The 12,165-nt window shown below is 70.0% G+C and carries 15 protein-coding genes; 6 read left to right on the top strand and 9 right to left on the bottom strand.

The window, feature by feature from the left end:
- Positions 1 to 14: 14 nt before the first annotated feature.
- The 8 genes from OG892_RS39685 to OG892_RS39720 all read right to left on the bottom strand — a co-directional run bounded on the left by OG892_RS39685 (position 15) and on the right by OG892_RS39720 (position 4,401).
- Entirely contained in the window at positions 15 to 446 is a 432-nt protein-coding gene (locus tag OG892_RS39685; RefSeq protein WP_371631849.1) for a protein kilB, read from the bottom strand.
- A 268-nt stretch (positions 447 to 714) separates the two neighbouring features.
- Positions 715 to 864 (bottom strand): hypothetical protein, encoded by a 150-nt coding sequence (locus tag OG892_RS39690; protein ID WP_371631850.1) that lies wholly within the window; start codon positions 862 to 864, stop codon positions 715 to 717.
- Positions 865 to 1,016: 152 nt separating this feature from the next.
- Positions 1,017 to 1,172, bottom strand: coding sequence for a hypothetical protein (locus OG892_RS39695; RefSeq protein ID WP_371631851.1), 156 nt, complete (start codon positions 1,170 to 1,172; stop codon positions 1,017 to 1,019).
- Positions 1,173 to 1,286: 114 nt separating this feature from the next.
- Positions 1,287 to 2,336: a hypothetical protein gene (locus OG892_RS39700; protein WP_371631852.1), complete on the bottom strand. Its 1,050-nt coding sequence runs from the start codon at positions 2,334 to 2,336 to the stop codon at positions 1,287 to 1,289.
- Entirely contained in the window at positions 2,336 to 2,809 is a 474-nt protein-coding gene (locus OG892_RS39705; RefSeq protein WP_371631853.1) for a hypothetical protein, read from the bottom strand. Before OG892_RS39705 ends, OG892_RS39700 begins: the two co-directional genes overlap by 1 nt.
- Positions 2,810 to 2,846: 37 nt before the next feature.
- Positions 2,847 to 3,806, bottom strand: a complete 960-nt coding sequence (locus tag OG892_RS39710; RefSeq protein WP_371631854.1) for a hypothetical protein — start codon at positions 3,804 to 3,806, stop codon at positions 2,847 to 2,849.
- A complete protein-coding gene (locus OG892_RS39715; RefSeq protein ID WP_371631855.1) occupies positions 3,803 to 4,126 on the bottom strand; it encodes a WhiB family transcriptional regulator in 324 nt (107 codons plus the stop codon). Before OG892_RS39715 ends, OG892_RS39710 begins: the two co-directional genes overlap by 4 nt.
- Complete coding sequence (locus OG892_RS39720; protein ID WP_371631856.1) at positions 4,123 to 4,401, bottom strand: hypothetical protein; 279 nt, start codon at positions 4,399 to 4,401, stop codon at positions 4,123 to 4,125. Before OG892_RS39720 ends, OG892_RS39715 begins: the two co-directional genes overlap by 4 nt.
- A 292-nt stretch (positions 4,402 to 4,693) precedes the next feature.
- Here OG892_RS39720 and OG892_RS39725 point away from each other — a divergent pair, with 292 nt between their 5' ends.
- The 5 genes from OG892_RS39725 (at position 4,694) to OG892_RS39745 (ending at position 9,415) form a co-directional block, all read left to right on the top strand.
- Complete coding sequence (locus tag OG892_RS39725) at positions 4,694 to 5,431, top strand: GntR family transcriptional regulator (protein WP_371631857.1); 738 nt, start codon at positions 4,694 to 4,696, stop codon at positions 5,429 to 5,431.
- Between the two features lie 367 nt (positions 5,432 to 5,798).
- Positions 5,799 to 6,701 carry a hypothetical protein gene (locus OG892_RS39730; RefSeq protein WP_371631858.1) on the top strand — a complete coding sequence of 301 codons (903 nt, stop codon included), beginning with the start codon at positions 5,799 to 5,801 and terminating at the stop codon, positions 6,699 to 6,701.
- 84 nt (positions 6,702 to 6,785) lie between these two features.
- The gene (locus OG892_RS39735) at positions 6,786 to 8,183 is read left to right on the top strand and encodes a replicative DNA helicase (protein ID WP_371631859.1); all 1,398 of its coding nucleotides are present in this window, start codon (positions 6,786 to 6,788) and stop codon (positions 8,181 to 8,183) included.
- 370 nt (positions 8,184 to 8,553) lie between these two features.
- On the top strand, positions 8,554 to 8,850 hold the full coding sequence (locus tag OG892_RS39740; RefSeq protein ID WP_371631860.1) for a hypothetical protein: 297 nt from the start codon (positions 8,554 to 8,556) through the stop codon (positions 8,848 to 8,850).
- A 355-nt stretch (positions 8,851 to 9,205) separates the two neighbouring features.
- Positions 9,206 to 9,415, top strand: a complete 210-nt coding sequence (locus OG892_RS39745; RefSeq protein WP_371631861.1) for a hypothetical protein — start codon at positions 9,206 to 9,208, stop codon at positions 9,413 to 9,415.
- A 202-nt stretch (positions 9,416 to 9,617) separates the two neighbouring features.
- Here the strand turns inward: OG892_RS39745 and OG892_RS39750 are convergent, their stop codons facing one another.
- Complete coding sequence (locus OG892_RS39750; protein WP_371631862.1) at positions 9,618 to 9,872, bottom strand: hypothetical protein; 255 nt, start codon at positions 9,870 to 9,872, stop codon at positions 9,618 to 9,620.
- A gap of 210 nt (positions 9,873 to 10,082) precedes the next feature.
- On the opposite strand from OG892_RS39750, the gene OG892_RS39755 reads away from it, so the two are divergent.
- Positions 10,083 to 11,237: a helix-turn-helix domain-containing protein gene (locus OG892_RS39755; protein WP_371631863.1), complete on the top strand. Its 1,155-nt coding sequence runs from the start codon at positions 10,083 to 10,085 to the stop codon at positions 11,235 to 11,237.
- Positions 11,238 to 12,165: the final 928 nt, after the last annotated feature.

The raw sequence follows: 12,165 nt of genomic DNA on the forward strand, positions 1-12,165 counted from the left end.
ATGGATGTGGTGGGTCAGGTGAGGTGGCGGCCTGCGGCGGCGACCAGGCCGTCGCAGGCGGTGATGGCGGCCTCGCGGCGTGCGGCGAGACCGGTGTCGTCGGGGGCGCCGCGGAGTGCGTACGCGGCCTTGGCGGCGGTCTGAGCCTGCGGGCCGACGGCGGGCAGGAGGAGCTGGACCGTCAGGAGCGGGCCGGTGACCGCGGAACGGGTGGTGTGGGACTCGGCACGGGCCGTACTCCAGTCCTCACCGCGCAGCCGCAGGTCCTCCCGCAGCCACATCGCGCGGCGGTGCGCGGCCAGTGCCTCGACCAGGGCGGTCACCGCGTCCAGGCCCGCTGCCCGGTCCGCGTCCCGGCGGGCGGTACGGGCGGCGCGTGCCTGGTAGCCGCTCGTCATCCCGACACCCGCGAGGGTGCCGACCACCGCGATCAGGGCCTGCCACATAAGGGGATTCCTCTCTCAGAGCATTTCGGGGGGACCCGGGCCGGCGGCCCGGGTCCCGTTGAGCGGGTGTCAGCCGCAGGACGGGCAGACCTGCGATCCGGTGTCCGAGCTGAACCACTGGGAGCACTTGGAGCACTGCCACTGATGAGCGAGCACAGCCAGAAGGCGTAGGAGCCTCATCGGGTCACCCCCGGCTGGTGCCAGGCGCCACACCGGCCGCACACCCACTGGGGGCCGCTCTGGGTCATCGGGCGTCCGCAGCACGTCATCACTTGTCGCCCTTCGGAGTGCCGGGGACGGGCTTGGTGGCCTGGTCGGTGGTGTAGCCGCCGGTGCTGGCGGCGTAGTCGCGGACGTGCTGCGGCTCGGCCTCGGCTCGGCGGGGGTCACGTGCGGGCATCGTCTTGCGGAGTGCCACGATGGGCTCCTGTCTCTCTGTGGGACGGAGCGGGGCGACCGGTGTCTTGGCGGATGACGGTCGTCCCGCATTTTTTTGTGGGGTCGGGGGCTCGTGGCCTGTCCGGCTCCCCTCACCGCCCGTCTCACTCGGGCGGATCGGGCAACCGTCGGTCAGCTCTCCTCGAACCGTGCGGTGGCGCAGGACGGGCAGAGCGTCACGTCCTCGTGCTCCTCATCCGGGTACAGCGCGGCGGTGAAGGGGTCCGGCATCGTCTCCACGGTCTTGTCACGCGTCCCGCAGGACTGGCAGGTCTTCTTCTTGGCCATGGCGAGCTACTTCCGGTTGGCCCGCTCCCCCTTCTGGGGTCGGGCGGTAGGCGGGTAGGTAGGTGGTGGGTAGGCAGCGGTAGGTAGGCGCTCTGACCTGCGACGACTACCGGGCTACCGGGTCCCCTGGGAGGGGGCCGGGGCCGGGCTCGGGGAGGGGCTGACAGCCACCCCGGACGAGGTGCCGGACGGGGCGGCGGAGCGGGCCCCGGCGGGGTGCTCAGCGGGGTGCTCGGGAGAGCCCGCGGCGGGGTGCTGGGAGGGCACCAGAGCCAGCCCCTCCCCGGCCCCGGCGGGGCCCCTCCCGCCGGGCCCCGCGGGGGCGGCCGGCAGGTGCTCCAGACGGACCCCCTCCCGGGTCCGCGCGGGACCCGCCGGGAAGGTGAGCTTGAAGCTGCTGACGGGGAGTCCCCAGTCGTCCTGGAGCGCGGCCTTGAGGTCGGGCTGCTCCCACCCCTGGAGCTCGGGTTCGGGCAGAAGGTCGGAGAGGTGCACACCGAGGTGTCGGGGATGCCGTCCGGCGACCCGGCGCACGACCGCCGCGATCTCCTCGACGGTCAGCCCCTCCGGCTCCTCGTCCTCGTCCTCGATGTCGTTCTCCAGGACGTCGCCCTGGAGAACAGGAGCGGCCGGGGCACCGGGCGGCCCGCCCCTGAAACGGGCGGCGGCTGCCTCCTTCGCGGCCGCCGCGATCTTCTCCTTGGCTTCCTTGAGCAGCCGGGCCTTCTCCGCGTCGCGCGCCTCCCGGGTCGCGGTGCGGACCGCGACGGCGAGATCGGTGTGCTGACGGGCCACCAGGCACCACACCGCGACCGCCGGGGGGATCAGGTAGCCGGTGTAGGTGCCCCACTGCTCCAGCGCGGCGGTCCCGGCCGCGTAGCAGACGAACACGGTCCCGCCGGCCTTCATCGCGCTCTCGCTGTCCCACCCCTCACCGCGCAGCCACTCCCACCCGCGCCCCACCAGAACACCGGTCCCCTCTCCTACCCCGGTCAGCAGCACCCGCAGATTCCGGGGGGTAGGCAGGTAGGCGCGCAGGTCAAGACGCTCCCTACCCGCCGGGGCCGGGGCAGCGGCGGCGGTCTTCACCAGCCGGAGCCGGATGGGCTCGGCGTGCCCCTGCTCCTCGTCAGGCCGGACCTTGTACGCCTCCTGGCCGCTCATCAGGAGACCCCCAGCGCACCGGCGGTGGTCAGGATCACGGACTCCGGCAGACCCCAGATGCCCCCGGCCTGCGCCCAGACCCCGGCCGCCACGATCCCGGTCAGCGCCGCGTACCCCGGCCGCATCTCCCGGAAGTACATGACCGCCGCGAAGAACAGGGACACCGCGCCCAGGCCGGCCGCCCCGAACGCGCCTCCGGTGAACACCGAGGAGAACGCGTCGGAGAAGTCACCGCCGTAGGTCCAGATCGATCCGGCGGCCATGTAGGCGGTACCGGCCGCAACGCCGACGACGGACGCCTCCGTCCCGCTCAGCTTGCGGCGGACCTTGCCGCCCTTCTTCGGCTCCCTGATCCCCGCGACCAGTACGGCGGTCAGGCTGATCGCGAGACCGCCCGAACCGACCGAACCGAGGATTTTCCCGCCCTCGATGCCCGCCGCGAGGGTCTGCGCCGCCACCACATGCTCAAACATTACAAATGTTCCTTTTCTCTAAGATTTTGAGTGTTAGTCAGATTTGCGACGCGGGTGCATACAGGGCGAGCGCGGTAATCGCGGACATCAGCGGGATACGGGCCACCAACTCCAGCGCGGGATGCCAGTGGCGGGTCCTGCGGTCCCAGACATGGGCCACGACCAGGCAGATCCCCCCGCCGAGGACCAAGGCGCCGCTGATCGACGTCATGCGCCCGCACTCATCGATCCAGCCCCCCAGCAGCGGGACCAGACCGAGCCCGTACCCGGCCCCGGCCGCCCCCGCGTTGACCAGCAACCGACGCGTACCGGGCGACAGCGCGGGCTTCGGCGCCTCATCCCCCTCGGCGACCGGAGCGGGGGAGAGCGGGATACGGGGACGCGGGTAGTACGACGCGGCGGGGCGCAGCCACTTACCGGCCCGGCCGTGGACCTCCTCGACCGTCAGACGGGCGCCGCAGCGCCCGACCGCGCACACGTAGCCGACGAGCTTCCCGCTCTCGGAGCGCGCCTCCAGGCGCTGCTCGTGCTCGCACTCGGGGTCCGGCTCCGGATCCGTCGCGGGCAGCCGCTCATCGCAGTCCAGACACAGACGGGCCAGAGCCTCCCCGCCCTTCTCCTCCATCAGCACCACCAGCCGCGCGTGCTCGCACGCCTGCGGCTGCTGCGGCTGCTGCGGCTCGGCCGTGCCGGCGCGCTCGGCACGGCGCGAGCCGGTCCGCTGCTGGTCCTTGTGCTGCTGGTCCGCCTGCCACCAGTACGGCAGACGCGGCACGGCGCTGACCTGAGCCCCCGCAACCGGAGGCACAGCGGCGACCTCGACCGCACGCGGCTCCGGGGCCGGGGCCGGGGCCGCCGGCACTTCCACCACCGGCGAAGCCTGGGCGGTCTCGACCGGCTCCACCGGACCGGCAGGAGCAGGCACCGGAACGGGTGCAGCAGCGGTCTCCAGGACGTCATCGATCGACGCGAGGAGATCGGCCACACTGTCACTCATCGCCCCGCCCCCGCCCGGTACGGGGCACGCACGCCGTGCCGCTGGACGCGCAGCGCACGCCGGTCGGCCTGCCGCATCCCGCCCCGCACACCCACGACCTGATACGTCGTCGGGCACTCCTCCAGGTCCCGGTCCAGGCACCAGTCCCGCACCGGGCACCCGGCACACACCGCCAGCGCCACCCGCTCCGCCGGAGAAGGGCGGTGCGACGGGTCCGACGCCTCCGGGAAAAACAGCTCCGGGTCCAGGCCCTCACAGGCCGTGGCCTCCGCCGGACCGGCGCCCGCGCTGAGCTGACCCGCGCTCGTCGAGAGCGTCACAGCGACCCCCCGACCCGCGCCGACCCGTAACGGCCGATCGCCGCGATCATCAGGTGCCTGATCCGGATCTCGTCGCTGCCCTGCTCCGCACGGACACCGCGCTGCTCCGCACGCTGCGCGGCCACGGGGACGTACCCCGGCGGCAGCAGCGACGGCACCGCCGCCAACTCCTGCTCCACCCGCACCCACCGGCCGCCCCGCAACACGAACCGGCCCTCAGGCTCCGGGCCCCGCGCGTCGTCCTCGCGCTCCTGGCGCTCAATCTCCTCAGCCAACCCCGCCCGTAATGCCCGGCGGGTCACCTGCTCTGCCACCATCAACACGTCGGTCCTCTCACCCAAGAGTTCGGACAGTGGCCCCGGCACATTTGGCGTTGCAGCGCCGTGTCGGGGCCGCGCTGTTCACCGAACAGCGCAAGGTACGAATCGATCTCCGGCAGGTAGTTCATGTACCTTGCCGACACCCAGAAGGTACATGGAGTACCGGGAGGGCGCAACCGTTGTACCTTGCTCGAACATTGATGTACCTTCGAGAGGTAAGAGCCGATCCGACAAACCGGGAGTAGCCGTGGCATACAAGTCACCAGGGAAGGGGTACGCCGATGTGGCGGACCACTTCCGCGCGCGCATCAAGAGCGGAGAGCTCGCCCCCGGCGACACGCTTCCCTCGGTAGCCGAGATCCGGGATCAGTTCGACGTCGCAACCAAGACCGTGAGCCGCGCCCTGGGCGTACTCAAGAGCGAGGGACTGGTCACGTCGAGGGGTTCCCTCGGAACCGTCGTGGCCAAGTCCGCACTCGTCATCACGGGATCCGACCGCCTGAATCGCATGGCCCAGAACGGCCTCCAGTACGCCCCCGGAGAGACCTCAACGGGACACCGCGTCATGCGAAGGTCGGTCCACGACGCAGAGGTGTGCAAGGCGCTCGACCTGGAACCGGGCTCCGAGGTCGTCATCCGTATTCGCGTTTTCCAGCAGGATGGCCGTCCCACCTCGGTCGGCGTCTCCGTCTACCCGCCCCATACGGTCGCCGCAGTGCCCGAGCTGGCGGAGGACGTTCGCATGATTCGCCAATTCGACGAGCTCTACACAGAGCGCACCGGCCGCGAGGTTGTGAAGGGCCAAAGGACGGCACACGCCCGACAGGCATCACAGGATGAACTGAATTCCCTGGAAATCGATGCACCCTCTCACAGTGCCGTGGCCATTCTAGTAACCGAAATTACGTTCCACGACGATGAACGCCCACTGGGATATTGGGAGGACATTTACACACCGGGATCCCGCGTACCGATTCCCGACTAATGGAGGCGAGACTGTCGAGGTTCGCGAACAGGGAAAAGTCCATTTCCTTAAAGGAAGTTCCCCTATTCCAGCTGCGTCGGGAGACCCGGCCCATTGGGCCAGTCGGCACCGGCATCAGGTAGTCATGGGCGAGCATGGACCCGCACAACACAACAGGCCCCGCACTAGGCGGGGCCTGGAGGGGCCGACCGGTGTTACCAGCACCGGGACCGGCCGAAGCACCTGAAGAGGAGGTGCGCTCGTCTATGAGCGTACGCGGAATCATGGACAGCAGGCCACAGGGCCTGACCAGTGCGGCGGCCAGGGCGGGGGCGGCCCGGTGAGCCAGCAGGCGCCTCGTGTGGTTCGGCCTGAGGGTCTGGACTGGGTGAAGTTCGATAAGCAGCTCGCGCGTGACGGGTCGGTGTCGACCACGTGGAAGGCGCTGTACGCCGCGCTGGCCTCGTTCGCAGAGCAGGACTCCCGGGAGACGCCGAACGGGACGCTCGATGACGACGACGTCCCGACGCGTCAGCGGCTGGCCGAGTGCATCGGCAAGTCAGTCGACACCGTGGACCGCGCCACCAAGGGCCTGGAGGAGCTGGGGCTGCTGGAGGTGGAGCGGCGCAAGGACCCGGACAACCCGAAGCGGAACATCCCCTCGCTCTACCGGCTCCTCGATCACGAACTCTGGGACGAGCGTGCTGCCGCTCGTGCGGCGGCGCGGAAGGCGGAGCGCGAGGCCCGCGCGGCGAAGAGGAAGGCGGACGCAGCTGCTCAGGGGGGTGGCCGCATGGGTGCGGCTACCCCTGGCCGCACCCATGCGGCCACCCTGGCCGCACCCATGCGGCCAGGGTGGCCGCACCAGTGCGGCGGTTCCTCTTCTTCTCTAGAAGATCTCTCTCTCAAGAACGCGTGCGACGCGTGTGACGAGAGCGAAAAGCGAGAGAGAGAGGCGGCTGCGCCGGAGGACGACGGGGCTGACCGTGTGGTCGATGCGTACGAGGTGGCTGCGGGTCGGCGGTTGCTGAATGGCACCAGGACGGGCCTGCGGGCGCAGGCGGTGGAACTGCTGGCGGCTGGTCGTCCGGTGGAGTGGGTGGCGGCGCGAGCGGCGGAGATGCCTGGCAACGGGTGGACGGATCTGGTTAAGCACTGCGAGCGGTCGCGGGTGCCGATCCCGGGGCAGGCCGGGCCGGGGCAGGGTGCCGGCGGTCGTGAGCGGTGCGCGGATCATCCGGCCCGTTACCGGGCTGGGTGCCTGGAGTGCGCGATGGCGGTGCCTGCCTGACCGAACTGGTGCGGGCCGCTCCCATGCCGGGGAGCGGCCCGCGAAATGCCCCTGAACGTCTGAACCGAACAGGAGACCTCACCAGTGTCGACCACCATCCCGGCCCAGTACGACGACGACGCCCCCGGCGGTGACATTGGGCAGCGCGACGGCGGGCAGTCGGCCGCGTTCACCCGGGTGCCGCCGCATGACCTTGATGCCGAGCAGTCGGTGATCGGATCGCTGCTGCTCTCGGGGAGCCCGAGCAGCGCGGCGTTCCGGTTCTTCGCGGAGATCCTGGAGACGGGCATCGTTGCCGGGGAGTACTACCGGCCGGCGCACGCGACGATTCACCGCGCGGTCTGCGACCTGCACGCGGCGGGTGAGCCCGTGGACGCGATCACCGTTGCCGACGTGCTCACCCGGCGCGGTGAGCTCACCCGTATTGGCGGTGCCCCGTACCTGCACACCTGCGTGCAGGCCGTGCCCACCGCCGCGAACGGCCCGCACTACGCCGAGATCGTGAGAGCCAAGGCGTACCGGCGGGCGGTCATCGAGTCGGCGCAGCGCATCGTGGAGTTCGCGTACAGCGAGGCCGGCGGCGAGGACGAGGTGCGCGACCTGGTCGAGCGGCAGCTCACCGAGATCGTCGCGGGGACCCCGGGTCTGCACGGGGCGCCGCCCGGAGTCGGTGACCTGTACCTCGACTTCGTCTCGGACCTGGAGGACATCCAGGACGGCAAGGCGATCGGCCTGACGTACGGGTTCGCCGACCTCGACACGATCACGTCGGGGATGCGGCCGGGCAACGTGACCGTCGTGGGCGCCGCGTCGGGCGTGGGGAAGTCCACGTTCGCGCTCAACGCCGCCGTCGCCGCCGCCAAGACGGGCGCTCCGGTGATGTTCTCCAGCCTGGAGATGAGTGCCACCGAGCTGATGCAGAAGATCGCCGCTGCCGAGGGGAAGATCGCCCTTCACCACCTGACGCACCAGGGCGGTCTCACCGCGGAGGGCTGGGAGACCGTCAGGCGCCTGGGCCCGGAGCTGTTCCAGTCGCTGCCGCTGCGGGTCTACCGGCCTGACGGTGCGTCGCTGGGTGACATCGCCTCAGCGGCGCGGGCCTGTGCCCGTGACGGCGGCCTCGCGCTCCTGGTCGTCGACTACCTCCAGCTCGTGGAGGTCGAGCAGTCCCGCAGCATCACCCGCGAACAGGCCGTCGCGGCCGTCTCCCGGGGCCTGAAGAACCTGTCCGTCCAACTGGACTGCCACGTCATCGCCCTGTCGCAGCTCAACGACGACGGGATGATGCGCGAGTCGCGGGCGATCAAGAACGACGCCTCGATCGTGATCAAGGTCGAACGCCCGGACATGGACGAACCGGAGTCGCCGCGCGCCGGTGAGGTGGATCTCGTGATCGAGAAAAACAGGTTCGGGCCGACGGCCCGCGTGACCGTAGCCGCACAGCTCCACTACTCGCGCTTCGTCGACATGTCCGCCACCTAGGCCCCTGGGCGCCATCCTGAGCGATCATCAGCCGTCCCGGGCCTCACGGCCCGGGGCGCTGTGCGTTCGGCCCGTAGATCGCCGTACGGCGCTTCGCCCGATGGTGTGGCGCACGTCATAGCGCATCGCGTTCGTGTCGAACCGTTAAAAACTGGGACAACAGAGGCACTTGCGCAGCTTGCCCCTACCTGTGCCCGCCCCCCCGTTCAATAGCTGACCACCCCGTAAAAGCCCAGGTCAGACATTGAATGGGACGTTTTTCCATGACCAGAGTGAGTGGCACTTGCGGGGCTAACCCCCCGCCGTTCCAAAGTGCTGCCAACGACGCAGCACCCGCTGTTCGTCCGTCACTCAACTCAGGGGAAAACGCATGACCACGACTGTTCCGCAGCCGCCCACCACCACGCCCAACACCACCACGACCACCACGTCCGTGCCGCCCGTACCTGCCGTGCCGGCTCCACCCGCTACCGCTCCGTGGGTCGTGGCCGTCCTGGCCGCCCTCGGCACGGTGGTCTTCATGGGGGCGTGCGTCGCCGTCGCTGTCATCGCCTGGCTGCGCCCCGGTTCCGCGACCCCGCTCACCGTGATGCTGGGCGCGATGGGTGCCCTGGGCGCGGTGGCGGCCCCGGTCCTCTCCATCGCCCTCATGAGCCGTCGGCGGTGAGCACCGCCCGGTGGATCTGAGCCCGGTCGTCGTCCGACGACCGGGCAAGCCCCGCCGCGGGCTGGGCAAGCCCGGTGCAGGTCCCGGCCATACGGCGCCTGGAGGGCTGTTGGGGGTTGTACCCGGGGTTGTCTCCACCGTTGGCCGCACAGGAGGACCAGGGGTTGCACCGGGGGTGTTACCGGAGGTGTGAACCCCTGTTTTCTCGATCGGGCCGTTCATGCAGGTCAGACCCTGTGGGCAAGCCGTCTGCGGGCGCCGACACCTCTTTCCACGCGATAGCCGTGGGAGAGGTCAGATGTTCCGGGGTGGGGCGTGGGCCGCCCGCTGGAACGAGACCCGTACGGTCTCGTCCATGAGCACGATGCGCCGCCCTCTCGGCACCGGACCGGTCACCCCCGCACCCCAGCCGAGCACGGAACAGCAGCTCCGGCTGCTCGCCGCCGAACGCATCGCCCCCGGAGCACGCCTGACGGCCCGTGGCGACGAAGCACCCGAGCCGCGGGCCCGGCGGAAGCTCGGAACCGGAACAGCCGACACCCCCGGGCCGCGGCCCGGGGCCTGAGTTCCACTCACCCGGCAGAGCCACTACGTCACCACCCACGCGCCGGTGAGTGCTGCGCACCGTCCCGGCCGCGGTCGCCCTGGACGTCTGCGGCCCCGCCGGTACGTCACCGCGGTGACGTACCGGCGACGAGCACCAGGAGCACCAGGAGCACGACGCCGACCGCGGCGGTCGCAGGGCGGAGCTCCATCGGGGAGGACGGTCATGCGGGTGGTCCAGGGCGAAGCCCACGACGGTCGTGGTCGTGGGCGCGGCGCAGGCGGCGGTGCTCGCGGTGGTTGGTCCACCAGATCAGACGGTCGGGGGAGTCCTGGGGGAACAGGGTCTGGACGGAGGTTGCCGCCAGGACGAGGACCAGGCAGATCACGACGCCCCACCAGGGGGCGCCGGCCGTCGCTGTGGCCAGAGTGCTGACCGCGGTGACCGACGCGGGTACCAGGTTCGGGGAGACAGCCATCGTTGGACCTCACTTACTCCTGTACGCGTTCGCCCCGTGCGTTCGCTGATAGCAGCCTTGGGCGGGGGTGCGCGTTGCGGGAGTGGGAACGGTCTGTTCCCGGCAATCGTCAATTTCCTGGGTGGCTGCGTGTCCGGGTGCCCCTGCGGGTGACGGGGAACAGTTACTGAGCCGCACTGCGTGGTGGGGTACTGGGGGACGGGGAACCGGATGGATGATTCCAGAGCCGAGGACGCGCCCTCGGCGCTCTACGCGGTGGCGCTGCGGGAGGTGATCTCCGCTTTCACCGCCGGGGGCGGTACGCAGAAGGCGATCGCCTTGGCCGTGCACGTCTCCCCGGCCGCGCTCTCCCGCTACCTCAACGGGGAGCGCGTCGCTCCGCCCGAGTTCCTGGAGGGCCTGCAGTCCTTCCTCGCCGGGCAGAGCCACCCACTGGACGCGCAGACGTACGCGCGCCTGGAGGACCTGTGCGCCAGGGCGCATTCCGCCAGTGGCTCCCCGACCGTCCGGCTCACGCAGGTCAGAAGAGAACTCGATCGCCTCAGGGAGAAGCAGGGCCGGGCGCAGCAGGTCGCCGAGACGCGACTGGCCGGCCTCGAGGAACAGATCGGCCGGCTCGCCCGCGAGCTGGAAGAGGCACTGGACCGGGTCGAAACGCAGGACAACAGCCTGCGCCATGCCCAGGACTACAGTCATCAGATCGAGGCAGAACTGGCCGAGCAGCAGGAGCAGACCCGCCTGCTGCAACAGGAGGTCAGCGTCCTGCGCGAGCAGAACCTGCGGCTCGTCGAGGAGCAGGCACAGGCCGTTCCCGGGGCGTCAACGCAGGACATCAGCGTGCAGGCCGCCCCCGTCCACTTGGAACGGGGCACCCAGGACCCGTTCGCCGCTCTCCCGTTCACCCGCAGGGCCGACCCTCCGAGCGCTCGGGACCGGGTCCCCCACGAGCCTGCGTACCAGTGGCGGGCCTCTCCTCGGTCGGTCCCGGCCCCTGTCCCCGAACCAGCCACGACCGAGGAGGAGCCCGCAGGCTGGCGCAGCTTCTTCATCGTTGCCGCGATGACGTACATGAGCCCGGTGCTGTGGCTGATGTACCTCGTTGCGCTATTTGCTGACCCCGGCCCCAGCATCGCCATCATGTTCCTCGCTGCCGGGGTCACCCTGATGGGGCCGCACATCGGCCTGGTGGCGTTGATGGCGCTGTGCAGGCTGGACGAGTGGCGTGCGGTCCCGCTCTGCAAGGCACTCTTCGCGGCGCAGATCGTCACGTTCATCGCGTGGTTCACCCTGCCCATGGGCCCTGTCTTCGGAGCCCTGGGCATGAGCGCGTTCGCAGACTGGCTCGCCACCTCGGTGCTGATGTAGCGGCCACCGATAGAGCGCATGATGCGGCGGCTGCTCGCCGCCGAACGCAGCGGCCCCGGAGCACGCCGCCGCGGGGTCGGCGGAAGCTCGGGACCGGAACCCCCGACGCCTGACATCCCCGGACGGGGCCCGGGGAGTGGAACTCACCACCCACGAACCGGTGATTGCCGCGCACCGTCCCGCCGCGGTCGCCCTATACGTCTGAGGCCCCGCTGGCACGTCACCAGATTGACGCACCGGCGACGAGCGACGAGCGCACAAGTGAAATCCGCATACGGCATCTGAAATCAAAAGAGGCGCCTACCGCATAACTGCCGTGCACCTCCTTTACGTTGTTCTCCCAGCCGATCAACGGGCCGTAGGCACGTCCCGTCTCGGGAACCTGAATCCTCGCCGTACACGGGCTCCTGGCCGTATTGGTAGCGGGAAATGTAGGTGGTTCCGCAGGTACAGATTTCCTCCCCGCACAAGGTTTTTCAGCATTCGACTTGGTGGAATTGACGTGTCGTCATCAGGGTTTATATCCCTCCCCATAGGACAGGTTGGTGTAGACCACTTGACGGCTAGTCAGGAAGGGGTGCCGGCGCCGCCGGGGGAGGGTCGACCTCGGGCCGGTGCCCTTGACGGATGGTCAGGGATGGGAGCATACTGTAACGGAAGCGGCCGAGAGACGGAAGCCGCGGGGGACTGGCAACGAGGACCAGGACCACGAAGAACACACCGAAAAACATGGTCTGACCTGCGTAAACAGCCGAACCCGTCACCCTCCCTCGTAGCCAGCCCAGGGCCGGCCGGAGGCCGGACCCACGGGCCGAAGGCCCGACATCGTCACCGAAGGTGATGATGCCTCAGGGCGCCGAAGGCGACCCAGGGTGCGGAGCACCCTGCAGCTTGACGGCCCGTAGGGCCGTCGCGTCGTGTCTCCGGG

Origin of the sequence: Streptomyces sp. NBC_00341 (assembly GCF_041435055.1) — a bacterium.
Classification (GTDB): Bacteria; Actinomycetota; Actinomycetes; order Streptomycetales; family Streptomycetaceae; genus Streptomyces.